21 protein-coding genes and 2 pseudogenes are annotated in these 25,083 nt (G+C 57.6%); 15 read left to right on the forward strand and 8 right to left on the reverse strand.

Going from position 1 to position 25,083, the window contains the following annotated elements:
* From EXE47_RS12530 to EXE47_RS12560, 7 genes and pseudogenes are all read left to right on the forward strand, one after another.
* Positions 1 to 166 (forward strand): annotated as a pseudogene (locus tag EXE47_RS12530) (RNA-guided endonuclease TnpB family protein); the annotation flags it as partial.
* 245 nt (positions 167 to 411) lie between these two features.
* Complete coding sequence (locus tag EXE47_RS12535; protein WP_179233699.1) at positions 412 to 828, forward strand: SHOCT domain-containing protein; 417 nt, start codon at positions 412 to 414, stop codon at positions 826 to 828.
* Between the two features lie 418 nt (positions 829 to 1,246).
* Positions 1,247 to 2,098, forward strand: coding sequence for a hypothetical protein (locus EXE47_RS12540; protein WP_307718958.1), 852 nt, complete (start codon positions 1,247 to 1,249; stop codon positions 2,096 to 2,098).
* A gap of 154 nt (positions 2,099 to 2,252) precedes the next feature.
* Positions 2,253 to 3,368 (forward strand): S49 family peptidase, encoded by a 1,116-nt coding sequence (locus EXE47_RS12545; RefSeq protein WP_089309445.1) that lies wholly within the window; start codon positions 2,253 to 2,255, stop codon positions 3,366 to 3,368.
* Positions 3,365 to 4,420: a DUF4350 domain-containing protein gene (locus EXE47_RS12550; protein ID WP_089309444.1), complete on the forward strand. Its 1,056-nt coding sequence runs from the start codon at positions 3,365 to 3,367 to the stop codon at positions 4,418 to 4,420. The genes EXE47_RS12545 and EXE47_RS12550 overlap by 4 nt, the downstream gene beginning before the upstream one ends.
* Before the next feature lie 710 nt (positions 4,421 to 5,130).
* Positions 5,131 to 6,000 carry an ABC transporter ATP-binding protein gene (locus EXE47_RS12555; RefSeq protein ID WP_089309443.1) on the forward strand — a complete coding sequence of 290 codons (870 nt, stop codon included), beginning with the start codon at positions 5,131 to 5,133 and terminating at the stop codon, positions 5,998 to 6,000.
* A gap of 44 nt (positions 6,001 to 6,044) precedes the next feature.
* On the forward strand, positions 6,045 to 7,673 hold the full coding sequence (locus EXE47_RS12560; protein WP_241988226.1) for a hypothetical protein: 1,629 nt from the start codon (positions 6,045 to 6,047) through the stop codon (positions 7,671 to 7,673).
* Positions 7,674 to 8,177: 504 nt separating this feature from the next.
* Here the strand turns inward: EXE47_RS12560 and EXE47_RS12565 are convergent.
* Positions 8,178 to 9,428, reverse strand: a complete 1,251-nt coding sequence (locus EXE47_RS12565; RefSeq protein WP_096593637.1) for an RNA-guided endonuclease TnpB family protein — start codon at positions 9,426 to 9,428, stop codon at positions 8,178 to 8,180.
* A gap of 192 nt (positions 9,429 to 9,620) precedes the next feature.
* Between EXE47_RS12565 and EXE47_RS12575 the strand changes: the two genes are divergently transcribed.
* Positions 9,621 to 10,361, forward strand: a complete 741-nt coding sequence (locus tag EXE47_RS12575) for an HAD-IIA family hydrolase (protein WP_241987264.1) — start codon at positions 9,621 to 9,623, stop codon at positions 10,359 to 10,361.
* 1,731 nt (positions 10,362 to 12,092) lie between these two features.
* Here the strand turns inward: EXE47_RS12575 and EXE47_RS12585 are convergent.
* The 3 genes from EXE47_RS12585 to EXE47_RS12595 form a co-directional block, all read right to left on the reverse strand.
* Positions 12,093 to 12,893 (reverse strand): ABC transporter permease, encoded by an 801-nt coding sequence (locus tag EXE47_RS12585; protein ID WP_089309326.1) that lies wholly within the window; start codon positions 12,891 to 12,893, stop codon positions 12,093 to 12,095.
* On the reverse strand, positions 12,893 to 13,843 hold the full coding sequence (locus EXE47_RS12590) for an ABC transporter ATP-binding protein (protein WP_049933521.1): 951 nt from the start codon (positions 13,841 to 13,843) through the stop codon (positions 12,893 to 12,895). The genes EXE47_RS12585 and EXE47_RS12590 overlap by 1 nt, the downstream gene beginning before the upstream one ends.
* Positions 13,844 to 13,985: 142 nt before the next feature.
* Positions 13,986 to 14,909 carry a glycosyltransferase gene (locus EXE47_RS12595; RefSeq protein WP_089309327.1) on the reverse strand — a complete coding sequence of 308 codons (924 nt, stop codon included), beginning with the start codon at positions 14,907 to 14,909 and terminating at the stop codon, positions 13,986 to 13,988.
* A 123-nt stretch (positions 14,910 to 15,032) separates the two neighbouring features.
* On the opposite strand from EXE47_RS12595, the gene EXE47_RS12600 reads away from it, so the two are divergent.
* From EXE47_RS12600 to EXE47_RS12625, 6 genes and pseudogenes are all read left to right on the forward strand, one after another.
* A complete protein-coding gene (locus tag EXE47_RS12600) occupies positions 15,033 to 15,374 on the forward strand; it encodes a winged helix-turn-helix domain-containing protein (protein WP_199237896.1) in 342 nt (113 codons plus the stop codon).
* Position 15,375: 1 nt separating this feature from the next.
* The gene (locus EXE47_RS12605; protein ID WP_049933516.1) at positions 15,376 to 15,693 is read left to right on the forward strand and encodes a hypothetical protein; all 318 of its coding nucleotides are present in this window, start codon (positions 15,376 to 15,378) and stop codon (positions 15,691 to 15,693) included.
* A gap of 96 nt (positions 15,694 to 15,789) precedes the next feature.
* On the forward strand, positions 15,790 to 16,785 hold the full coding sequence (locus EXE47_RS12610) for a CPBP family intramembrane glutamic endopeptidase (RefSeq protein WP_089309329.1): 996 nt from the start codon (positions 15,790 to 15,792) through the stop codon (positions 16,783 to 16,785).
* Between the two features lie 111 nt (positions 16,786 to 16,896).
* Complete coding sequence (locus EXE47_RS12615; protein WP_089309330.1) at positions 16,897 to 18,216, forward strand: methyl-accepting chemotaxis protein; 1,320 nt, start codon at positions 16,897 to 16,899, stop codon at positions 18,214 to 18,216.
* 63 nt (positions 18,217 to 18,279) lie between these two features.
* Positions 18,280 to 18,576: pseudogene (locus EXE47_RS12620) on the forward strand (zinc ribbon domain-containing protein); the annotation flags it as partial.
* Positions 18,577 to 18,909: 333 nt separating this feature from the next.
* Positions 18,910 to 19,257, forward strand: coding sequence for an Hsp20/alpha crystallin family protein (locus EXE47_RS12625; RefSeq protein ID WP_089309331.1), 348 nt, complete (start codon positions 18,910 to 18,912; stop codon positions 19,255 to 19,257).
* 43 nt (positions 19,258 to 19,300) lie between these two features.
* Here EXE47_RS12625 and EXE47_RS12630 read toward each other — a convergent pair whose 3' ends face one another.
* The gene (locus tag EXE47_RS12630; protein WP_049933511.1) at positions 19,301 to 19,687 is read right to left on the reverse strand and encodes a nuclear transport factor 2 family protein; all 387 of its coding nucleotides are present in this window, start codon (positions 19,685 to 19,687) and stop codon (positions 19,301 to 19,303) included.
* 902 nt (positions 19,688 to 20,589) lie between these two features.
* The gene (locus EXE47_RS12640) at positions 20,590 to 21,747 is read right to left on the reverse strand and encodes a Fic family protein (RefSeq protein ID WP_089309333.1); all 1,158 of its coding nucleotides are present in this window, start codon (positions 21,745 to 21,747) and stop codon (positions 20,590 to 20,592) included.
* Positions 21,748 to 22,420: 673 nt separating this feature from the next.
* Here EXE47_RS12640 and EXE47_RS12650 point away from each other — a divergent pair.
* The gene (locus EXE47_RS12650; protein ID WP_089309334.1) at positions 22,421 to 22,717 is read left to right on the forward strand and encodes a hypothetical protein; all 297 of its coding nucleotides are present in this window, start codon (positions 22,421 to 22,423) and stop codon (positions 22,715 to 22,717) included.
* 838 nt (positions 22,718 to 23,555) lie between these two features.
* Here EXE47_RS12650 and EXE47_RS12660 read toward each other — a convergent pair.
* Together EXE47_RS12660 and EXE47_RS12665 are read right to left on the reverse strand one after the other, a co-directional pair.
* Positions 23,556 to 24,626 (reverse strand): M23 family metallopeptidase, encoded by a 1,071-nt coding sequence (locus EXE47_RS12660; protein WP_089309336.1) that lies wholly within the window; start codon positions 24,624 to 24,626, stop codon positions 23,556 to 23,558.
* Complete coding sequence (locus EXE47_RS12665; protein ID WP_089309337.1) at positions 24,623 to 25,015, reverse strand: hypothetical protein; 393 nt, start codon at positions 25,013 to 25,015, stop codon at positions 24,623 to 24,625. The genes EXE47_RS12660 and EXE47_RS12665 overlap by 4 nt, the downstream gene beginning before the upstream one ends.
* Positions 25,016 to 25,083 lie beyond the last annotated feature (68 nt).

The raw sequence follows: 25,083 nt of genomic DNA on the forward strand, positions 1-25,083 counted from the left end.
GTGGAACATCCTTTCTCGTGGTCTTGAAGAAGTAGGAGTGGGATACTCCGAATCAACGCCTGTGGAGACTGCGCTCCCTGTGGATACGCCTGTATCTGCAAAGCGCGTCGTGGAAACAGGAAGCCCCACCCTCAAGGAGCGAACGGCGTCAGCCGTGAGCGAGTAGGGTGGGGTAGTTCACCGTACGCTAGTTACACAGGGTCTACACTGAGCGCTTGAGCGTCGACCGATTTTTGTGAAATGATACCATACACACAGTTGCTGATGCCCTCCGCAGATTACGGGGACGAACCTCCTTTGAGGGCCGGAGGGACAGGGGGCATCAGCCTTTTGTACGCTGGTAGTACGCCTTTGGTGGAAAACATTTAGCCGTATGTATTTCAGCTACAACCGCTAATTGTCGGCATGTGTATGCCCTCCATCTTCAACCAACTGGACGATCACCCGGTCTCACTTGTGGCCGGATTTGTGACCGTCGCCGGAGTGTATGTACTCACTCCGGCAGTGTGGTACACGGCGTTGATCGCGGGAATGATCGTGTCTGGCGTTCTTGAATTTGCGATCAAGGAGGTACCGCCTGACACCGACGAGTACGACCCGGAACAGTACCCGCTGTGGGCAGCCGCGGATTCGGGTGATGTTCCAACCGACGGCCGCAACACCGACTCTACGGATGATGCGTTGTCAACACTCCAAGAACGATATGCCAGCGGTGAGCTCAACGATGCGGAATTTGAAGACAAAGTTGAACGACTACTTGAGTCCGACAGAGATGACGCGCAATCGCATCTGGAAGAAGATTCTGTCACGGAAAAGTTGGAAAAGTAACTGTAGACGGCTCCCGTAACTTAGTTCTGCACTTCCTCCCTGCGTTGGTTGATGAACACGCGCCCGACGGATGTGCTTCCGAACCTGAAACACGTCTCGGAGCATTATCACCGAGCGCACGTCTTCTGAAACGATGCCCTCCAAACGGACGTTCGCGAGGCGCTTAGGTGCGCTCGTGGCAACCGGGCTCGGTGTTAATAGGCCCATTGGAGCACTGACTTCAGAACCCCCGCCCGCTGGAACGCTCGCAATCAACGGATCCGGTGAAACGGGAGCGGCGACAGGTAGCTCGGCCAAACACAGCCCTGCGCGGCAACTCCACTCAGCGGTTGCTAACGGGGCGTACAAGCCGGCCGCAGTTACATCACGGGGAGTTGACACCGTGGTTACTGCGCGGTTTAACCCGAGCCTGGTAACGATGACGGGGGTCCCACAGGGGGTTGCGGCCCCGATCCGTGACCTCCTCTCTCGGTACGACAGTGTATCGCTTGACCGACTCCAACAGGTGGTTGGCGGAACCGCACTCACGACAGACGGCCCTGAGGGCTGTGGTGTCATCGTCGGTGACATCGACGCACGGACACTCCGTCGAGAACTCACTCGAGACGCCGATCTCATCCGAGAGCCAGCCACCAAGGCCGGCTTTACCCGGTTCAAGTCGAAACGCACCACCACGACGCTTGGTGTCCGCGCGGACGAAGTTGTCATCGGGCACGCTTCATCGATTAGCAGTGCGGTGGCCCACCGCGACGCTGGTATCAGCGGTCACGACACGGAGCACTCACGGACAGACACAGACTACGGATCGCTCCCGTCACGGCTCCACGGAGACGCGACGGTCTGTGTCGACTTGGGGACAGAGACGCGGGAGTATCTGCGACGCACCCTCTCGGACGCACCGAAAGCGCTCCGGACGGCGGTTGATGCGGCAGCCGCAGTTGGCGTCGCTTGTAGTGTGACCCCAGACGGCTCAGGGCCTTCGAAGTCTCTGTCAGCCACGCCCCCGACAAGCCAGCATGACACTGCCGATACTCCGATGACGACGTTTCGGTACGGCGCAGTAGCCGATCCGAAACGGCTCGACAGAGAGACGGCAGAGGCGATTGCGCGCGCCGCACGCGAGGGAGAGTCCTCGTTTAGTGACGCAACCGTCTCTAGACACGGGCGTACAGTAATACTAGAAACTGCCGCCGACGGCGATATATTTGCGCCACATGCCGAACTGGCGGGGGTTACCGTCGGCGACGTTGAGTCGCTGTCAGACTCATGAGTTCCAACATTGCGTCCACTCTCGACACACGGCATCGGTTGCCGTATGACCCCAACGCAGCTACAGCGGTACTCCATTACCGCACAATCAGTTCGACGATGCAAGACCGACAAAACCTCCAAATACGACCGCGAGACCGAGCGAGGACAGGGCAATGAGTTCTGAGAAGGGCCCCACAGAATCTCCAGATGAATCGACGCCGGATACGGACACACGAACCGAGCGCCACTCGCCGACAACTTCCGACCGTGTTCTGCCACGCTCCGAGTCGGGATCGGTTGTCGACCGGCTGACCACTCGACACGCCGTTGGTGTCGCAGTGATACTGGCGCTTGCTGCGGGGCTGTTCGTCGCTCCCAGCGTGTACGGCGCCGTAACCGGTCCCGACGGCACCGTCGCTGTGATCGAAATCGACGGAGCGATAGACTCGTCGACAGCACAGCACGTCGAAGACAACCTCCGAGACGCCCGCATGAACGACTCCATCCAGGCGGTCGTCTTGGAAGTTGACAGCGGTGGCGGCCTGCCTGCACAGAGCGAACGGATGTACGCTGCGGTCGACCGTACTGCCTCGGTGATGCCGGTATACGCCGCAGTAGATACGCTCGGAGCGTCCGGCGCGTATCTCGCGATTGCGCCTGCCGATCGCATCTACGTAGCTCCGTCCGCGCAGGCGGTCGGTAGCGTCGGTGTTGCGGGGGCCGCGCCGGCTCCAAACGGGCCAAGTGCGGGTACGACCGGCCCTGACAAACGAGGTAGCGATCCGGACACACAACGCGAGCGGCGACAAACGCTCGCCAACCTCTTCATCGAGAACGTGATCGAACAGCGCGGCGAAGAGATCGAGCTTGACCGAGAAGCGATCGCGCACGCCGATGCTTATCTCGGAACCGAAGCCGTTGCCAACGGATTCGCGGACCGATTTGGCTTTGTCGATGGAGCAGTCGCTGATGCCGCAACTGAAGCCGGTATTGACGACTACGCGGTCGACACGCGTCGTACCGAGAATCGCGTTCCGGGGGGTATTCCGCTCTTACAACAGGACGACAGTACTGTCGTCGTTGTCGACGACTCTGAAAGCGATCTCAACGACGATCTTATCCTCGCGGTGGCACCGCAAACATGGGACGAGACTGTCGGCGAGGAAATAGTCATGACAAGCTACACTGGACGACTGCCCACGGACCAACTCAGTAGTGAGACGAACGCCGACGACGCCCGCACGCAACACGACGATACCGGCGCGACGAACGGAGGTGAGCCCGCATGAGCGTTAATCTCCGAACGGCAATCGGCGCATTCGCGCTCATATTCCTGGCTGTTGTCGGCGTCGCCGCAGCCGGGGGTGTCCTCTTAGATACGGCCCCACCGGATACGGAGCCTGTTACAGACGACCACTGGCGGCTCGACTCCGTCGAACCGGAAACCGTCAGCGAGGGCGGTGACATCGAAATGGAGAGCGGCGAGCCGTCGAACACGGTCGTCGTCCACCTCGGAAGCAGTACGACTGGCGCCGGTGGCGGGCTGCCCGTGCTTCCGATTGAGGACGGTAATGCCCCCACGGAGGCAGATATTGGGACGCTCGGTGGCGCCCGGCGTGGCGTCACACCGCTTACCTCGACACTCATCGAGAACGGCCACGAGGTTCGGTTCTACGGCGGAATCAGAAGCGGTGAGCGGCTCCAGTCGCTGCTCGCTGATGCGGATGCGTTCGTGACGACCGCCCCCGGCGCACTCTCAGGACCAGATGCTGATGCCGTCAACTCGTTCGTTGAGGCGGGCGGCCGAACCCTCGTCGCGAGTGACCCAGGCAACGCCGGGGCATTGACCGACTTCGGATCCCCGTTCGGCGTCTACGGCGACGCCGGCTACGTGTACGACATGGAGCACAACGACGCGGGCTACCTCAGCGTCCTCGTACAGCCGCCCGAGTCGACGCCGCTTACTGAGGGGGTTGAGCAGGTCGTCCTTCGTGGCGCGGCGTCCGTTGGCTCTGCTGACGATTCAGCAACGCTCACCACGGCGGAGACATCGCGTCTTTCGACCACTCGGGAGTCTGGCTCATACACGGTCGCAGTACGGAGCGAGTCTCTCGCAGTAGTTGGAGACTCGAGTTTCTTCGCGCCCGAAAACGCCCGTCGCGCCGATAACGGCGTCTTCATCGGGAACCTCGCTGACTTCCTCGTGAGCGGTGACGCGCCTGACGTGTCGTTCGGACCGCCGACCGGACCGGGCGGCGGGACTCCACCGGGTGGGGGTATGCCGCCCGGTGGCCCGACGCCGCCCGAGCCGCCTGAGCCGCCAGAGAACGCGACGGCTTAGCATCGGTTCATCAGCCGCTGCGTGGATTTTTGCTCTAATATTCCATAGGGCTAACTGCCGGTGCTATTCGTGTGTTCAGGGGAAACCAACGGGTTAGTCACAGTTCTGGAGACGATACAGAGTCAGCCATCTGCCCCCTAAAACGAGACTAACTCTCAACTCTCAGTAGCTCTTCGCCGCGCACACCAGCCGATCAAAAATAGCCTTCAACGACACTAACCACTCCGTTTCCAGTTTCGATCTTGGCACACTCATTCGGGTCGCTGCCGAGAAGACAGTCTGCGCGGTCACCCACACCGTTATCCAGTCGGACATCTACTCGGTAGACTGCGCGTTCGAGACGTGTCTGGATGCTGACGGTGTCTTGTGGACCGACAGAGACGGTCCGAGTGAACGCGGTTTCGCCGTTGTCGTCGGTGATTGTGACGTGAACATTGTGGGTACTATCGTCGTAACTCCTCAGTACCAGACTCTCACCACTAACCCGACGTGTATCTGGGTTTCCTGAGTGGTCGGTTGTGCGATGCGCAGCGCGGTAAGCCTCTTTTGCGGGCATGTACAGACGGTGGAAATCCAGTCCATAATAAGTTGAGTCACCGTTACCGGACGTGAAACACCAATTTCGCGACTTTGCTGACCTATGCCGGCTCTGTCACTGGCCCAGAAACACCGGACCCATGTATATGTCATCTCGACACTCTGGGGCACACATGCGACTTGAGATAGAATCGCTCGGCAAGCAGTACTCAGAGGGTCTTTGGGGGGTTCGAGACATTACCCTTCGACTCGGTGCTGGTGTACACGGCCTCGTCGGTCCGAACGGTGCTGGGAAGTCTACTCTCATGCGCATGCTCACGACGGTGACGCCCCCGACAGAAGGAGCGATCTACTGGGACGGAACTCGGGTGAGCGAATCGCCCGGTGTCGTCCGAAGCCTACTCGGATATCTGCCACAGGATTTCGACACTTATCCGACGTTAACGCTTGAGGAGTATCTCGAGTACGTGGCGGCGCTACGGGGGCTTGATTCCGAAGCGGCGAGCGCGCGGATCGAAGCGTTGCTCGACCTCGTGAACCTCACCGACGTGCGTGATCGGCGCCTCGACACGTTCTCTGGTGGTATGCGGCAGCGGGCAGGGATTGCACAAGCGTTGCTTAACGACCCCGAGCTGTTGGTCGTCGACGAACCAACCGTCGGCCTCGATCCGGAGGAGCGCGTTCGCATGCGTAATGCGCTGGCTGACACCGCTGATGATCGCGTCGTGATTTTTTCGACACACGTCGTCGCGGACATTGAGGCGACAGCTGACACGGTTACCGTGTTAGAAGACGGGCAGTTACTCACCCACGCACCAACCGAGTCGCTGATCAAGTCCGTTGACGGCGATGTCTACGAATGCCGGGTCTCCCAGTCGACGCTAGAGCAACTCGGACAAGAGTTCCCCATCTGTAACACCGTCCAGCGGGCAGACGGCGTCGATGTTCGGCTCGTCGCGGAGGATCCGCCGACCACCGACGCCGAGCAGGTCACCGCATCGCTCGAAGACGCATATCTCCAAACGGTTACGCATGCGAACTGACGTCCGCCGAGCCTATCATATTGCTCGGACTGACATTATCGCTCGTGTTCGGTCGCGAAAGCTACTCATCTTTTTTTGCCGTTGTCATCTATGTCGGATACCTGATCAACTCGGGCTCGTTTGGCGTCTTCTATACGGTTTCCAACGGGCCGAACGTCAACGGCGCGCTGACCTCTCACCTCGTCGGGCTCAACGCTGGGATGGCCGGATCAGCGGTCATGCTTCTGGCCGGATTCTACGTGCTTCGCGGGTCGATTGAACGCGATGACCGCCACGGGCACCTCCCGGTGGTAACCAGTTCACAGACCAGTAAACCGGTGTACCTACTCGGAAAACTACTGAGCAACACCGCCGTCGGCGTTCTCACCGCAGCGGTACTCGCAGGCGCAGCGGTCGTCAACCACTCGATCTACGGGGTCGGTGCCACCGACCCAATTGCCATCAGCTGGCCAGTCTTTGTGATGGTCGTTCCACTTACCGTGTTTGTTGGCGCGGTCGCGATGCTGTTTGGCACGATCAATCTGCTCGCTGGAACCCTCGGTCGGATAGCGTACTTTTTCGGGGCCATCTTCTTGCTCTCCGCACAGTCGGCGCGTCCGGAAACGGCAGTCCCGGCCGCTGTCCCGACGACTGTGAAAGCGCTCGATATTGTCGGGCTCACCCTCGCGTACGATCTCACCTTCGAATCAATACAGGCCGCTGTGCCGGGATTCGAGAGTAGCTTCGCGAACTTCGGAACGGGTGGATCCAACGCGCAAACGTTCCGGTACGAGGGAGGCCCGTGGCCGGCGTGGTTCTTCGCTCAGCGATTGGGTACCGTCGCCGTCGGACTGGCCGTAACGCTTGTCGCGGCACTGCCATTTAATTGGTTTCGGACGACCGGCGGGGTAGTGGAGAAGGTACGTCGGCGCCTCCCGCTCGACGAGACTCCCCCTGAGACTGCGACACAGACAGCGTCCAATCCACAAACTCCAACAGACACGGCTGATCCGGCTGTGTCCCCTTCGCCTGTTGGTGATGATGTCACGATTCCTCCGGTTACCCGTCGTGGTGCCGGCGGGTTTCGGCGCGTCCTCACGATGGAACTTCGTCGTCTCCTGCGTGGACAACCGCGTTGGTGGTATCTCGGTGCGGGGCTGTTGGCGGTCGTGCCAGCTGGAATCGCCCTCACTGGTGGTGGCACTGAGGGAGCTGCCCGGGGGCTGCTCTCGTTGGTCGCGGTCTGGCCACTCTTCGTTTGGTCACAGATCGGCTCACAGACCGCTCGTCATGGGATTCGCCCTCAAGTTCTCACGTCCGACTACCCGGTTGGCCAGCTTGTCGGCGAGTGGATTGCCGGCTGTTTAATCACCATCGTCGTCGGGGCCGGTGCGTTTGCGATCGCTGTGGCCACAGGAGGTCCCACCGCACTCATCGGAGTGACGGGTCTCGTCATCTTCCCGCCGTCGCTCGCACTCGCTGCTGGGTTATGGACTGGATCGCCTCGGCTGTTCGAAGCGTTGTATCTCGGACTTTGGTACATCGGTCCGCTCAACGGTGGATTCGTTGCTGACTTTGCCGGCGTCACCGCTCGGGGCACGTCGTTGGGAGTCCCGATTGTCTTCGCCGCCGTCGGTGTTGGTCTTGTTGTTGTCGCCGCACAGACACGACGGGTGTACACGAATCTGGGCTAGCTTCCTTCAAAAATTCGACGCAAGTTATCCTGGGCCCTCCTCTGATTACGAATGTTCTATTCTCTCTCACGCAACATCAACAGCGCCCACAATCCCCAGGTCGTTGGCACAGAGAGCGCAAGCCCATTCAACGGCGAATACACCACTGTTCCAATAGCGAACGTCGCCACCAACCAAACCAGTAGTGCCAGCTCTTTCGATTGTATCCCCCCCAGCATCCGGATAGGTACTGATGCGGTTGATTCAAAATTGTACTGTCGCGTTTCAGTGCCGGAAACGCAGGTCTGTAGTCCACTATCCTTCATCACCGAAACCGATCTTAACATCCTCCCTGACCTGAAAGGCGAGGTTTTCGCCCCGAATTTTCTGTCATGGAGAAACTGTCGTCGCCGGCGCTGGGTGTCCGGCGTCGCTACAGTTGACATCCTCCTCCGCGTAAACGCGGACGAATCCCCCGGCTTCAGCCGTGGGAGGATGTCAAGCGCGTCGTGAACCGCCTCGGGGTCAAGCCCCGAGGCTTCCCGTTTCAACGACGCGACTTACAGGAACCGACAAAGACTGTCCTCCATCGGTTTCCACAGCGGTCGCAGTCTCCACGGGCGTCGATTCGGCCTGTCCCAGACCTAACTCTTGAAGGCCGCGAAAAAGAACGTTGTACGACGCATTCGCGTCTCTATCCGCCTCGAACCCGCAACTCGGACAACTGTGTTCCCGCACCCACAACGGTTTGTCCGTCTCGACACCACATTCAGCGCACTCTTTGGTCGTCCCCGCAGGATCTACTTGGACGACGTGCGTACCGTACAGGTCGCCCTTGTACTCCAGCATCTCGATGAATCTGCGCCACGCGGCATCCTGCTTATTCCGAGCGTTCCCACGCTGTTGAAGCATTCCCGAGACGTTCAAGTCTTCCACGAACACGGCGTCATACGTCGTGACGAGCCACGTCGTGAGCTTGTGCTGGAAGTCTTCAACCCTCCGCTTGATTCTGCGCTTAATCTTGGCAACCCCACGGCGCTGTTTCTCCCAGTTGTTGCTCCCGTGTTCTTTCCGGGAGAGATTGCGCTGCTCCCGACGCAGGCGTTCGTACTCGTCGGAGAGGTCAAGCCAGTCCACGCTGTTGCCGTCAGACGTGTAGATGTAGTTCTGGATGCCGAGGTCGAGGCCAACGCAGTCCTCAACATCCACGTCGTCTACAGCGGGTTTCTCGGGGAGCGTGGTGTCTTCGACTTCGAGGCCGAACGTGACGTACCACTCACCCGTCGTCTCTTTCTTCAGCGTCACCTCTTTGATGTCTGCGTTGTCGGGGATGGAACGGTGATATCGAATGGGGATGTCACTGATTTTGGAGAGCCAGATTGTGGCAGTCCGGCCACTCGTGTTTTTGAGTTCGAAGCCAGACTGCGAATACGTCATACTCTGGTACTCGCTTGGGGACTTCCAGTTGAGCCACCCGACCTTGTGCCCGTTCTGCTTCTTCTCGGAGAGGTTCGAGAGGTTGTCGTAGAAGCGTTCGACGGTCTTCTGTAACGCCTTCGAGTGGACTTTGGAGAACACAGGCCACTCGTCCTTCCATTCGGTGAGGCGTTTCTGGTGTTGGTACGCCGAACCGATGTTGTCCTCGTCGGTGTCGAGGACACTGTATTCGTAGCGGGTGTGGTTGTATGCTTGGCGGTGGATGTCGATGTGGCGTTCCACTTCCGCAGTCACACCTGTTCGGTCAGGGTAGGCGCGGAAGCGGTAGTCATACCACATCGCCGTACCTCGATTATCGCTGTGTTGCTAGTTAATGGCTTGTGTCACGGAGTGTCGGCTTCATCCACGGGGTCAAGCCCCGTGGCATTCGCCTCGACAGCCTGTAAACTTTCAAGTCCACGGCGAACACAGTTCTGATAACTTCTTCCTATGTCTCATACACAAGACCAACCCAGCACGTGGCTCCTTGATATGGATGGAGTGCTGATACATGAGGAGGTTGCTCTCCCGGGGGCGAAAGAGTTCATCGGCCGGCTTCAAGAGCAGGACAAGGAGTTTCTCGTGCTCACGAACAACTCAATTTACACGCGTCGCGATCTGTCTGCCCGTCTTGCGGATGTGGGTATTGATGTTCCAGAGGAGCGGATTTGGACCTCGGCCGTGGCCACGGCACAGTTTTTGTCAAATCAAGTCCCAGATGCGTCCGCCTACGTTATCGGTGAGGCTGGACTGAAGACAGCGCTCCATAAGGTGGGCTACACGCTGACCGATACTGACCCAGATTTCGTCGTTCTCGGGGAGAGCCGCACGTATTCGTTCCAGAATATCACACAGGCCGTCCAACTGATTGATCAGGGCGCGCGGTTTGTCGCAACGAACCCGGACGCTACCGGACCCTCACCTGAGGGCCCACTCCCGGCTACCGGCTCCGTTGCTGCGCTCCTTACGGAAGCCACTGGGCAAGAGCCGTACTTCGTTGGCAAACCCAATCCAGTGATGATCCGGAGTGGCCTCAATCGGATCGGCGCGCACTCCGAATCGACGGCGATGGTAGGGGATCGCATGGACACCGATGTCGTGGCCGGCATCGAGGCTGGCCTGACTACGTACCTCGTACTCACTGGGTCGACTAGTCGTGACGAACTCACAGAGTTCGCGTACCGCCCGGACGATGTCGTCGAATCAGTTGCTGAATTGGTTGAGACTATATAATCTCCTGTATTGACCACAACCGGGCCAGAATATCTCACCTGCTGAGAATTTCAGCAGAGTCAAAAGGTATATTTTCGAAGCATTGCCGGACATCGCCTGTAGCGTCTTGTTTCGAAACTCGCACTAATTTGCGGTTTGCTGCTTTCGCTTCCACGAGACACACCAACGGATCATCGACATTCTTGACGAGAAGCGTTGTTGTTTCGCGGCGTGAAACACTGCTGATGGGTTGATGTTTCGAGGGCTATATGGTTCACGTAGCCGCCGGTCGGAGGCGGCCGACAACAAGTATCCGACTGTTGAGCTCGTCCCATCGCCGTGGCACAGTTGGTGGGATCTCTCATCACCTCCCCCTCCCCCGCTTTGGCGTTCACTGGCCGCCACTCACCCTGTGTATCGGCCCTCCACCGCCAGCGGCCCTGTCGTATTGTGTGCTTAGACTCAAGGAGATCCCTGCTCCACGATCATTTATGCCTTCCAAGCAGCGCCTGCCGAGCAGTCTTTTGCCCACGACTGAGCGACAACGAACCGCTCTCCTTCACGGTCTTCTCTGGATCGTTACAGTCTCAGCCGTTTCATTCCTTCTAGGAGACGCGCCAGTGGAGGCCATCTCTTACGGTGCCTTCTCCGGCATACTATACGGTATCGTAGTATACGTCTGGCAGCCATACTGACCACCCCAACGTACGGGCCAAACTGTTAAATTGCCACTGCGCGAAGAAGAGAACCTCTCGTCGGCTGAATACTGCTGAATCCAATATCACTTCGGTTTTTAAGATTCAGATATTAGTATTGACATCCTCCTCCGGGTAAACGCGGAGGAATCCCGAGCGGTGGGAGTTTCAGGTTTACAGTCCAGTCAGTGGACTACCAGCCCTTTCGGGCACGGGTAGTCCCACAGTGTCGGACTGGTGGACTGCTGGCCATGCCAACTGGCCGTTACCCCTATCCTCAACCGTGTACGGCGTCCCAGTGTTGTTTTTGCCACGGGGACGCCGGCAAGCGTCAACGGACTTGGGGGTATCGTCTGGTTTGCTTTGAGCAGTCGGCACAGACACACCCTTCGAGGATATGGCGTTCACCGACTGACCTTTCAGATACTGCCTCGTTACGCGGGCGGACGGGCCGCCTCCGAAGGACGGTTCGGAATCCGCTCCGTTCCGACCGATTCCTACCTTTGTATATAGCGGCCTGTCAGTTAAATCTCTGTCTGTGAAACTCGGTACAGACGTTCGGCTAGTGGATTGCTTCCCACTATGTCGGCTTCATCACCCGCCTGAAGGCGGGTGTATTCGCCTTCTAGCCTCTATAAATTGCGGTGTCGAGGCACACGACGAGTACTCCGCGCTCTTGTTATCGCTGTCCTCCCACAGCTCAGATTCCAATTCAACCTCTCTGTCCTCGAGTAGATTTCCGGTTCCTAGAGACAACTGTCGAGTGGGTCGACAGTTGAAGCAGTGCCTGCCGAACCCAACCGTGAGCAAGCAGTCTCGACGGAGCATTCATTCGGTCGGTCCATCGTTACGGAAGTGCGAAAAGAAAGCCCCGCCCTGAAGCCGGGGATGAATCTGACAGTCGCTGACACAACCAACTGATGATAGTACGGCCTGATATTCCTCGCTCGACCGCCTCAGCGGTGATAGCAGTCGTATCGCGTTAGATTTTCTGGAGCGAGAGGCGATACCCGAATCGGCGATGAGGATCGGGATCCGGCTCCACTTGGCTAACCTATCACCCGATCTGGGCGTCACGGAGACGGAGATACCCGATCGTAACAGGAACCACGATCCAGGCCAACAGGAGGAGAACCGGCAGCCAGACCGACGCGAACGGGTCCGTTCCGAAGAGCTGCCCCGCAACAGTGTTCCGATAGGCAGCCCTCGCGGCGCGGTTGGGCGGGAACAGCCCGACTAATTTCATCCACGCCGGCGCGCTGCCCTCGGTCATCAGACCCAGTTCGATGGCGCCGTACTGGATAGCACTCTGGATCAGGTTCCACAACGCGACCAAGATCATGTAGGCTCCGACGGCGACGGCGGTCGCACGACTGTCGCTCGAACTACCCGCGGAGATCCCCACTCCGATAGCGACGAACGCCACGCCCATGAGGCCGAGAAACCCGATAAATGCCGCCAGTGAACCGAACGTCCCACCCAGTATCGTGAGGACGACGAGACCAGTCACGAACCCGCTGATAAGCGTGGCGACGAGCATCAGGGCTGTCCGTCCGAGGAGCTTCCCGACGAGAACGTCCCGGCGTGACGGCGGCAAGCTCAGCAAGACTCGGAGCGACCCGGACTCCCGCTCGGCAGTGATTGCCCCTTTGGCGAGCACGAGCGCAACGATGGGAAGCATCGTCACAGCGAGTTGGAACGAAAGTGAGAACACCTCACCGGCTGCCATGTCGCTGGTTACTGCGAGGAGTGTCGTGATCCCGGCCGTCGACAGGAGGACGATTAAGATAACCGCCCACAGAGCCTTCGAACGACTGGCATCGGCCAAGTCTTTCCGGGCGATGGTGCGAACGCTCATTACGCGACACCACCCGGGACTACCGTCTCGGTCTGACTGTCCGTCGTGTCTTCACCGGTGTAGCTGGCGAACAGATCCTCAAGCGATGACTCCTCAATCCGCACGTCGGTGACCGTCGTCAGCTCGCGAACCCGGTCGATGAACTGGAGTTTCGCCGCTGGTTCAAGACAGGTTCCCCGAACGGTCCCGCCGCCTACATCGATGTCGCGTACGTTCGGGAGGTCACCCAGACTGCGCTCCGGTTGTCGGTCCACGTCGAGTATCACTTGCGCGCCAGTGTCGAGCTGGCGTCTGAGGCGGCCGATACTGTCAATCGCAACGAGCTCTCCCTCATTCATGATGCCGACTCGGTCGGCAACGGCTTCGACCTGTTCGAGAATATGACTCGAGAAGAACACCGTCACGCCGCGATCGTTTTCCGCCTGAATGATCTCTCTGAGTTCCCGGGCGCCGTTCGGGTCGAGACCGCTGGTCGGTTCGTCGAGGATGAGCAGATCAGGCGCACCGACAAGTGCCATCGCTAGGGCGAGTCGCTGGCTCATCCCCGTCGAATAGTCCCCGGCGGCCCGGTTCGCGTCTTCTTGTGAGAGGCCGACCCGATCGAGTAGCTCGTCGGGATCGTCGTCAGCGTCTTTCAGTTTGGCCGCGAGTTCCACGTGTCGCCGACCGCTCAGTCTGTCGTATAATCCGTAGTTCTCGGGAACGACGCCGATCCGGCTGTGGAGCGTTTCGCGGTCCTTCGAGACATCTAGTCCAAGCATGGACGCACTTCCACTCGTCGGTCGCACGAAGTCCAACAGCAGGTTGATCGTGGTGGACTTTCCAGCCCCGTTCGGACCCAAAAACCCGAAGATTTCGCCCGATTCAACGGTCAAATCAACACTATCGACAGCGGTCACGTCACCGAACCGTTTGCTCAATCCGTCTATTTCAATCGCGGGACCTGTCATTGTCACAACTTCACCGAACGCGGGAAACCTGTTAAACCGGAGGTCAGTGCTTCTAACTGTGAAACTCTGCTTACAGCATTATCGCGGAATTCGCTGCTACATATCGCCCATTCACCATTGATTGACACGCACTGAATGGAAACTACTCGTCTACTGCCTCGACATCAAACTTTGAGCGCCAGCGATAACGCCGACCTGCCCAGATGAACGTATCTCGGGTAAAGCCATACACTCCCAGTGGAACGGCTGCGATAAGCGCTGGCACAGCGAGGAGTAGTGACGCTCGGCGAACGCCGAAGGCAGCATACACACCTGCTGTTACTGCGGTAAGCCCCACTGCGAGGAACGGAAAGAATAGACACCCGACGAGAACGGCGGTCAACGCTCCGAAGGAGAGCTTCGCGACTCCGGGATCGTGGGTTGCGAAAATTTTATTGAATCGAACGTGTCGTTCGAGCGCCTGTCGAAGACTCCCACCCATTGGTACTTTGCGTACACGCCGAACGGACGTCACGTCGGTGTGCTCCCCGAGAAGGCCATCGTCGCTGATAGTCTGGCGGAGTTCCGAAAGAAACCCTGCCTCATCAAGATCACTTCGGTCAAAGATGACAGCTCCGCCCCAAGCGTGATCACCCACATACGTCCCGAGCGTGCCGCCGAGAACGTAAATCGGTTCCAACAGGATCGCGAGTGGGTCCTGACCCACAAACGCCGGCAGTTCCGTCGTCGGACCGTAGTCAGCGTAGTCACGGCGGAGCTTGTCGAGCCAGTCGGGCGGATGGTAAAAATCGTCGTCGGTCCAGACGAGACGGTCGTGATTGGCGGCCTCCATCCCAGCAGCGATGGCATTCGCTTTCCCGGAACACCCGACGGGGTCGCCAGCGGGGACCAACCGAACGTTCTCAGGGAACCGCTCTCGGTCCGTAACCGGGTCGTCCTCGGTATCGTGGATGATGAGGAGCTCGTCTTCTGAACCCAACTGTGCGGCGACATCGCCGCAGGCGGGAGTCCAAGACACCGTCGGGAGGAGTATGCTCGTTGGGGTGTGCGTCTGTCCGTCCGACATCCGTACTTGAAACGTGATCGCTGGTATCAATGAGAGTTTCCGACGGCTTCTCTGAGTGAAGCCGGACAGAAAGCCCAGAACGGCACAACCTATATTGCCAAAACAAGAGATGGCACACGCACAGTGTCCGGGGTGGGAGATCCCGAAGCGCTCGCAGATTTGCTTGGGGACGAGTGTACGCGCACGATTCTCGTCGAGACAAAGAAGGAACCTTGCTCGGCGGCGGAGCTCAGCGATTGCGCCGGGGTCTCGGAGCCGACTGTCTACCGTCGACTCGAACGACTCCGCGAGTACGATCTGGTTACTGAAGATATCCAGCCAGTCACCGACGGGAAGAACTACAAACTCTACCGGACGGATCTCGATGGCATCGAACTCGATCTCAGCGAAGACGGCTTTGAGATTACAATTTCACGGCGGAAACGGATGGCAGACCGCTTCACGCAGTTCGTAGAGGGAAGCTAATATGCTCGATACACCGCTCCAATCGATTGATCTCGAAACGCTACGAACGATTCGACAGGTGAGCGAGGTGATCCCGATGATCATCGGTTTGGGGATCGGTTACCTCGCTTACACGGCATACCGGCAGAATCAGAGCCGTCCGATGTTGTACATCGCGATCGGATTCATACTGGTGTTGTTCGTTCAGGCCCCGCTGGCCCTCATCTTCACTTACGTCTTGGAACTTCCCACCGCGGTCCTCAATCTCCTCCTCCAAATCCCCGAATTCACCGGTCTGGGACTGATCCTCTACGGACTGTGGATGCCACGCCGAGACTGATACCACGCCCGAGCCCATATACGACGGTAGGTTGACTTCAACCAGTGAAGCCAGGGAAATCGGCCTTTTTCTATGCGTCCATGCGTTCAGGTGTCGATGACCGAAGCAGACACCGACACCAACTTCGAAGGAACCGGATCCCGGTCGGCCGATGACGACCGGCGAACTAATTACGGTGGAATCATCGGACGCGTCGCCTCCGTGCTGTGGAATCGAAATGAGAATCGCCCCCGCGCACTCTGGCGGATCCTCGGAGTGTACGTCGCCGCGCTCGTGGGGATTTTCGTGCTCCCGGCGCTGGCGCTCGCGGGCACCGAACTCCCGCCGTCTGTCAACGGAGCCGCGACCAACCTGATCGGTGCGCTCGTTGGACTCCTCCTCGCAGTTGTGTTCGCGAAGTACGTTGACCGGCGACCGCTGACCGACTACGGACTGGCGTTCGGCCCGTCATTCCTGAAGGACTTCGCCGCTGGCAGCGTCGTGGCTCTGGTAGGGATGGGTGTGGCACTCCCCGCGAGTCCGCTCGCCGGGTGGGCGACCATCTCCGAGCTGTTTTCGGGCGGCGTTGGCGCCAACGTGTTGCCGTTCGTCGCTGCGTTCGGAGCGTACACCCTCCAGTGGGCGTTTGTGGCCTTCTGGGAAGAGCTGGTCTATCGGGGCCTCATTCTGACGAATGCCGTCGAAGGACTCCGGAGTCGGTGGCTGTCCGACCGCGGTGCGGCCGTGGCAGGGGTGGTGGCGTCATCGCTGATATTCAGTCTCGGGCACTTCCCGGGGACGCTAGAAAAGTTCGGCTTCCGGGTGATGTTGGGGCTCCTCCTCGGCGCCGCGTACGTGTGGACCGACTCGCTGGCGCTGCCAATCGGCGTCCACTTCCTGATCAACTTTGCGATAAACAACATCTACGGGCTGGCGAACTTCGGTGAGGCTGCGGAGGTTCTGCCGATGCTGGTCCGGCCGACGTTCACCGGCCCGGCACAGTTCGTCGGGGTGTACGGGGCAGTCAACGGCGCAGCGGTGCTCTGTGTCGCTGCGCTCACTGTCGGATACGTTGCTCTCCGGAACGGTGACTTGGGGTCGCGGCTATCATAATATCAACAATTAGTCGTGGTGAATACAATCATTCCCTCCCGCGAATTGGGGCCCTATCAAAAGCAATAACAGGAGCAAAACCCACACATACCTTGATCGTCCCCACTCGGCATGGCCACAGCCACGCGGAACGATCACCTCCAAGACCGAAATACAGAACCAAATAACGACTTCTGGCGCCATGCCTTCGAGCAGTTCATCGAGACACTCCCTGAGGCAGCGTTTGTCGTTGACGACGCCGGCGACATCACCCAGTGGAATACGGCAACAGCCGATCTCCTCGGCCTCCCCGCAGACAAGGCAGTCGGGATGAACGCATACGACGTGTTCGGTACCGAGGGCGAAGACGAGACCCTCGCTGAAGAAGTCGTCCGCACCGGAAGACCCATCCGCGAAGACGAGTTCCGATCTGCCGAGCGTCCAGATGGAAGACAGGCACACGCCCGAGCGATTGCGACCCCGATCCAGACACCCACTGGCGAGGTCGTTGGGGCTGTCGAGCTGCTCTTCGACGTCACCACCGTCGTCGAACAGCGGCAGACGCTCGCCGACCTCCAGGAAGAGCTCTCGGACAATGTCGAGACATCCATGGAACAGCTGAGCGAGTCGACAACCGAAGTCGCGGATCGCTCGAACGAGATCACCCAGCTCGTCGACGAGCAAGCAGCCGAACTCGAAAGTACCCAAGGCGATGTCTCCGGATTCAGCGCGACCGTCGAGGAGATCGCGTCCAGCGCCGAAGAGGTCAGCAACCAAAGCGCCGAGTCGAGAACCCTCGCCGAAGAGTCCGTCGACACTGCGGGTGAGGTCATCGACCAGGTAGACGACACAGCCGAAAAATCGGCTTCCGTCGCAGACGACGTTGCGGACCTTAGAGACGAGATCGAAGAAGTCGAAGAACTCGTCGGCGTGATCAACGATATCGCCGAACAGACGAACATGCTGGCGTTAAACGCCAACATCGAAGCGGCACGCAGCGACAGTGACGGCTTCGCGGTCGTCGCCGACGAGGTGAAGAACCTCGCGAATCGCTCGCAGGACCAAGCTGACGAGATCGAAGACATCGTCGCGAGGATCAAAGCGAAGGCTTCCAAAACGACCGAAGAAGTCGAAACAGCCAACGACGAGATCCAGTCTGCGAGAGACGACATCCAAGGCGTCCTCGAGAACCAGAAACAGATCCTGACGGCAGTCGAACAGACCGAAAGCGGTATCAGCGAGATTGCGGCCGCAACAGACGAGCAGGCAAGTGTGGCCGAAGAGATATCGAGTGCCGTCAACGATGTCTCCGAACGGGCTACTGTTGTGAGTGAGGAGATTGCGGAGATCGCAGACGAAAATAAGAGCCAGACAGAGATGGTCTCGCAGCTGACCCAGCAGGTCGAACAGATTGACCACGAACTGGCGGAGGTCATGAACACGTCTGTCTGAGGCAGGCATATCGTAATCGGACCGACAGACAGCCAGACCCCACGTTTCGTTCCAAATCTCCAATTGTACGGCAGTCACGTCGTGCAGGTCGAAGCTCGAGGCACGAGCAAAGAATGCGCGTCGTGCGGTATGGAGACAGCGAAACCAATCTGGGTTAGGGAACACTCCTGTCCGTCGTGTGGATTTGAGACAGACAGGGACGCGAATGCGGCGATGAACGTCCTGCAGAGAGGCTTTGCTGAATTAGGGCTAGGATGGCCTGAAGACACGCCCATGGAGACTGTGACCGCTACGGACACGACTCACTTCGAGTCCGTGTCTGTAAGTCATGTCGTGGAAACGGGAAGCCTCGGGGCTTGACCCCGAGGCGATTCACGACCGCCCTCTTCGTGTTCACTCTCACTCGGTCAATCGCTCGGTAACCACGAGAACTTGGCGCGGGAACCCGTACAGTGATGATTTTCCGTCTCTCGGACGCTTGAAGATCGACACCCTCCCCGCGCTAAAGCGCAGGGCTTTCTCCTCGATTCTCCGTAAGTTTCTGCCCGCTGATTGATATTAATCCATCACTTCAACGTACGCCTCGACGAGGACACGAGTGGGGTCGTTCGCTCCCGCATGGCGTCGGCGTCTCTGGGTACGCTCGGTCAGTCTCGCCGAAGGGTTATACCGGCCAGTCCCTTGTAGATAATAATGAGGCGGAACTCGGACGACGAGGACAAACCCGGTGGTGAATTCAACGGGATTGAAGACCTGCTGTCCGGAACGAACGGCGACGACGCCGCGGTCGACGTTCACGAGTACGACGAGGAGATCCGGGTAGTTGCAGACATCCCTCACGCTGTATCGGACGACATTACCGTCCAGTGTGACGGACGAACCGCAGCGATTCGGGTGGCGAGTGACCCACGACCGTTTGTTGTGCGCGTCGACCTCCCGTCCTACGTCGATGACACCTCTGGGGAAACGCAGTTCAACAACGGTATCCTTGAGGTGACCTTCGACCGCGATACGGACCCCGCGAATATCGGATTTCACTGAATTGATCGCCCCGAGGGGTGGCGTTCGCGAACGATCGAGGATCTCACAGCTCGTCAGCCGTGCTAACGTGCATTCCGACGAACTGCCACCCATTAGACGACTTCGTTAGTGTCCCGCTCCACCGTGTGTCGAACTCGTGACGCTCTCCAGATTCTGTATTGATCCAGCCCATTGACACAGTGTCGCTGAACCAGGCGTGAGTCCCGCGCTCACTGACTCGAAGTGCGTGACTAGTTACGGTCCACTCAGCCGTTGTTTCGGTCTGGGTGCGGAGGCCGGTTTGGATCTGTTCGCTCCCGACGAGACGCTCCGAGATACCAAACTTCACGAATGCGTCGTCGCCATCGTGCTCCTCGGCGAAGTACGGGGCAAGCGGGTCACCAGCCCGTAGTGCGTCGTAGTACTCTTTGACTGTCGATCGGGCATCCATGTGACAGACGAGGAGTCCAATAATCAAGTGTTCACGGGTCGCTCACCAGACCGAGATTACAATCTTAAACAAGGTCTCAAGCAAGGATTCCCACGCCGTCATCGAGTTCAACGGAGCGGACCAGTGAGGAGCTAATGTTGCTATTGGGCAAAATCCATACAAACGCTAGAACAATATCTATTGGTATGGTCGACAGCCCTCCTCGAATTGCTCTCATTATACTCGCACTGGTTTTAATCACAGTTCCATTCTGGGCACCCCCGCTAGACATAACAGGAACAGAATACGAGTATAGCGCCACACAGCTCACCGTTGAAGATGACCGAATACAGATTCGACAAGACTCACCGAGACTCAGACAAATCGATGGACTCGACTGCTTCAGAGAGCGGTCCCCGACCAGAATCTGTGGTTTTGAATCCGGGCTGGCCGGTGAGACATCGGGTCTCGCACCGTATCCCGGGGTTCGGCACGTCGCCGGAGACCCGTCGCTTGCTTCCCAAGATCGGTATCTTGCGTTCCCCAGCGACGGGCGTGTCTTCAAACGTGTTACAGGCTGGAACGAGTCGGCGCAATCTTATCGTCTCACCTTGGAGCGAGTAAATGCCACACAGGCGTTAGAGGACGTTTCTCGCCCCGTTGACCAGTACTCACCAGCAGTCAAGCAGGCGGTTGAGACTGGGGGTAGTCAGTCTCGGACGAATCTTCAAGAAGCGATTGTAGTTGACGCTAGCGGGCGATATTACGCGGTGTACACCTCAGGCACGACGTCGCTTCTCTCCGAAGAGCCAGACTCGGAACGTGTGCTCGGGTTCTTGACAGTCATTGGCGGTGCTATGCTACTGTTCGGGGCGGGAGCGATGGGTACCGATCCAGCATCCGGGATAGGCGACTAAGCTTTGCTACCGTTGTACCGGCCGTTCAAGAATATCGAATACATCGATAGCTTTGTACTCACGATTTCGCTGCTTGCCAGTCACTTCGATAACAATGCCATCCGATTCGAGTTCTTCAATCGCATTGTAGGCAGTCTGTCGACTTACGTCGAACCGATCCGTGATGTTGTCTGCGGTGAAGTACGGCAGTTCAAACAGTTCGCGGGCGAGTTTGTGACTTGTCTTTTGATTCGGATACTGCGCTTCGTACTCTCGCCGGAGTTCGAGTAATTCGAATGTTCGCTCGTAGGAGTCCTTCGCTTGCTCTTCAATGCCTTTGATAAAGAACGCAATCCAGTCGCGCCATTGGCCTTCTTCGCTAACCGCACGCATCGTCTCGACGTACTCCTGCTTGTTTCGATTAAAATAGGCACTCGGATAGAGGTACAGCTCAGACAGATAGCCAGCCTTGTGTAACTGGAGGACGATTAGAATCCGTCCGAGACGACCGTTGCCGTCCGAGCAGGGGTGAATTGTCTCCAACTGATAGTGAGTGATCGCAAGGTCAACCAGGGGGTGGTACTCGCCGTCCATCTGAATATATGCTTCAAGCGAGTCCATTAGCTCCGAGACATGATCCGCCGGTGGTGGCACAAATGGGGACTGTCCGGGACGGGGCGACGGAATATGAACATCATCATCTCGCCACTCACCAACAACGTCCCCCTCGTTCCGAACTCCGTCGAGTAATGTTTCGTGGAGTGATTTGAGCAGTTCGACCGAAATCGACTCTCCTTGTTTAATCGCGTCAAATCCATCACTGAGTGCGCGCTCAGCGTTCAGAACCTCCTGTAAGTCACGGCTCACACGCCCAGAACTGCCTGATTTCTGGCGTGTATGATACGCGTAGACTTCGTCCATCTCGACATCTGCGCCCTCAATTTCTGCTGTTTCGACTGCTTCGAGCCGGAGGAGCGACGTATACAGTACCGGCGAGAAATCGACAGTGGGACTAATCCCGTCGATACGTCCCAACTGGAACGTCGCATCTGATATCGTCGCTGTGAGATCCTCGTCAATCTCAACCCGCGATGAGAGGGGCAACTTCTCTGGAATATAGTAGGGATGCGGATGCGACTGTTGGTAGTGCCCCGGCGCATCTGGTGGCAAATCCTCTGCTCTCATTTTGAATTACTTTGTCTCTGATACGACTTAATCATACGGGTTATAAACAAATTTGGATAAGCGGGATCGAAGACCGCTCCAAATCAAATTCCAGTCGTTGTGCTACAACTATATCCGCTTAATCTAGCTGAGACAAATAGTGTCGACGGTTGCGCTAATCCCACATGAACAGTGGATACCGACGGTGCCGGCGGTGTGTTGTGATGTCTGAGATTTCATATCGATGGCGGGGTCTTCACTTCGAAGTTGGTGTGTGATGACATTGAAGAGGTAGAGAATTCATTTCGATGAAGGGGTGTTCATATCGACACCACCCCTTTCATCTCGACAAGGGTTATGAACTGGCTGTTTCAGAAGTCGTGCGAAATAGTTCGAGGTCCTTGTCAAGGAGATATGACTCAATATCCTCAATTGGGTGCCCATCTCGGATGAACTGTTTGTAGTCCTCGAACGCGTCGTCGCGACCAGCGGGGAGGATCACGATTCCGGTCATGCTTGAGTGGAAATTATTGCTGGGGAAAATATAGCTGGCTACAACTTCATTGACTCTGTTGAATACAGAGCGCGAGTCAGTCAGCGCCATCAGCACCGTTTCACGACCACACTATACTCGTCTCAGCGACGGGTACGCAAACCCCTCAATATTTGAGCGTCGCCGGAGACAACACGCGTGATGCCCTCCATTATCGATGAGACCGTGTTCGGCGAGCCCTCCAGAAGGCTTGGACTGGTTTTCCTCTGTGGCGCACTTCTGATAGCCGGGCAGCAAGCGTACTACGTCATTCTAAAGGAGGCGACGCTCTACTATGCCACACTATTTATTGGTGCTGGGATGGCCCTCTCCGGCATTGCCGAGTCCTTGCCAAAATCTCGACGGCGGGCTTCTGGTGCCCTGCGACTCACAGCGATCGCTGTACTGGCAGGTATTCTCGTGATCGGCTTCGTCAGGCCCGAGCTCCTCTTAGTGTGATTGAGCCGATTGGGTTGAGTTCATCGCTCTTGTAAGGAGTTCATTGACACGGAGAACTCATCAGGAGTGACCGAAAAGACAAGAGGTAAAGTTGCTACACACACCCTCTGTATCCCGCACGGAGCTCCTGACAGGTAGCAAAAAAGGTTGTATCTTGGGCAGTACGTGAGTCCACTGTATTGACCGATATTGATCCGGATATGTGGACTGTTCTATGACATCGCGCACGATGGCTACTCACGACCTGCGGTCACGCTGCTGTCCTGGAACAGTACTTTCTCCTCGCTCGCCCCGAGTATAGGTCACAGAGTCTCTAATTTTGAGGAGAGGGAGCACCGCTAAGTCGGTTTCAACAGCCGGATTAGCTCCAAAACAGAGTCACACGCTCCCTCTCTCCCTCGAAGTAGCCTGTGAACTCGTGAGCATGACCCCTGATGACCCAGAGACGATCCGTGGCGACTGCTCGTTCTGCGGCGAGACAGTCACAGGTCGGCACGCACTCATCCACTACGAGACCACTGACGGTGATCCGGGCGTGTGGGCCGAATGTCCAAGTTGTGGCGAGGTCGTTGACCCCACCGGTGTTCATTAAAATAAGTTGATCACAGCACCAAGAGCAAATCCGACTCCCAACGCAAGGGTTGAATAAGCAGCTTGTTTGCCCGTAGCACGAAAAATACCGGAACACGATATTCCAACCGAGCATCCGAAAAGGAACCCATGAACTGGTTTTCCGTCACTCCCGACAACTCCTGATAATACGAATTCAACGAGGAGTATACCAACGAGGCCGATTAGAAACAGAGAGCCATCTCGCCAAATGCCCCGCTCTCGTTTTTTAATCATACATATTGTGAGTAACTGTCTGTCCACAGTGGATGTACGTCTGGGTACACTCATTGGACTGTAGTTCAGGGTGATTGGTGGCTGCGTCGAACTGGATTGGAAGGCCTGCGCCGATGTACGGCATCGAATGGTCTTGGACGTGAAAGTGGAGGTGTGGTTCACTCGAGTTCCCAGAGTGGCCACAGCGGCCGATCGACTCCCCCCGCTTGACGTGATCACCTGATTCGACACAGATACTTCCTTGTTTCAGATGCGCAAAGAAGCTGTATTCGTTTTCAGCGTGTTTGATGACGACGTAGTTTCCAGCGAGGCGATACTGGAGCGGGTCAATCCAGCCGGTAGTCCGATGATGATCCCGGTGACCATCTTTCGCCCGCACCACAGTCCCATCAGCTGGTGCCCAAATCGGCTCGTCAAAGCAATAGAACGACTCTACTCCATCACCGCCATCTTGCGTACTGCCGGTGTCGTCAGTGATGACAAAATCGTATGCGTACCGTTGTCGAGGCGGAAACCAAGAGTGCGAATACTGTTTATCTGGGCTCCCGTTCAGTACAGTCCACTTGTCGTCAAACGGGGGGCGGTACTCGACCGTCGACTCGAACGTCTCCGGACGCGGAAGCCGTCCGCCGTGCCTGAGATAGGCGACGATAGCGCCGGCTGTCTGGAACAAGCCACGGATCGCGATAGTCGGATGAACGAACAGCGCCAACATTTGGAGGGTCTTGAACGGACTCGGCTCGTACCCGAATTCGATCCACGCACGCGGATCATTTTTGCCGATCAACGATGTCCCTCCGTGTCCTGTTCCTGTCACCTGCCGGAATACTGAATAGATTCGATTCCAAAAACCACGTAACAAAACGAGACCTGGGGGGATAAAAAAGAAAAGGAAAAACAGGTAAAATATCTCTGCGATCTCGAACACCCAGTAAACGTCTTGGAGCCATCCGAGAAAGCCAAGCGGTCCTAAGAGGCCAAGAAGCAGTGAGATGCGGGCAACCCGATCGACGAGGGACTCCTCTGCTGAGGGATCAACAGGATGAGTCGCGGACGATGTCATTGATTATGCTCGTCCAATAGTGTCTGCTGTGTGTATCTTCCGTGGAACGCGACCAGATCGATGCCCATTGCGGTAAGCGAGAGGCCGCCGAGGCCCGTGACTAATAGGAATATCGAGTCCCATGCGGTACCGACGAAGCCAAGTGGGAGCGACAGTCCCAGCAAGATGTTTCCGAGGCCGCCCCAGCGGTACCACGCCCAACCGCCGAAGCTGCCGGTGGCCGCGACAAGATCACAGATGCCTGCTAAAGCAATCATCGAGACCTGTATGGCTAGTACTGAAGTCGCAAGCAGATCGCCGCCGAGCAGCACGGTCACAGCAGCCGCAGCCGCGGTCAGGAACACGCCCGAAAGCGCGTAGAGCCGTCGCTGATTTTGGTAGCTACTCATGCTTTCCAGTCTGGGGAGGAGCCGTACTCGTATCGGTCTGTCCAGAGGGCAGATGGACGTTGGTCAGG

It is taken from the genome of Halorubrum sp. GN12_10-3_MGM, from assembly GCF_005435235.1.
GTDB classification, from domain to species: Archaea; Halobacteriota; Halobacteria; order Halobacteriales; family Haloferacaceae; genus Halorubrum; species Halorubrum ezzemoulense.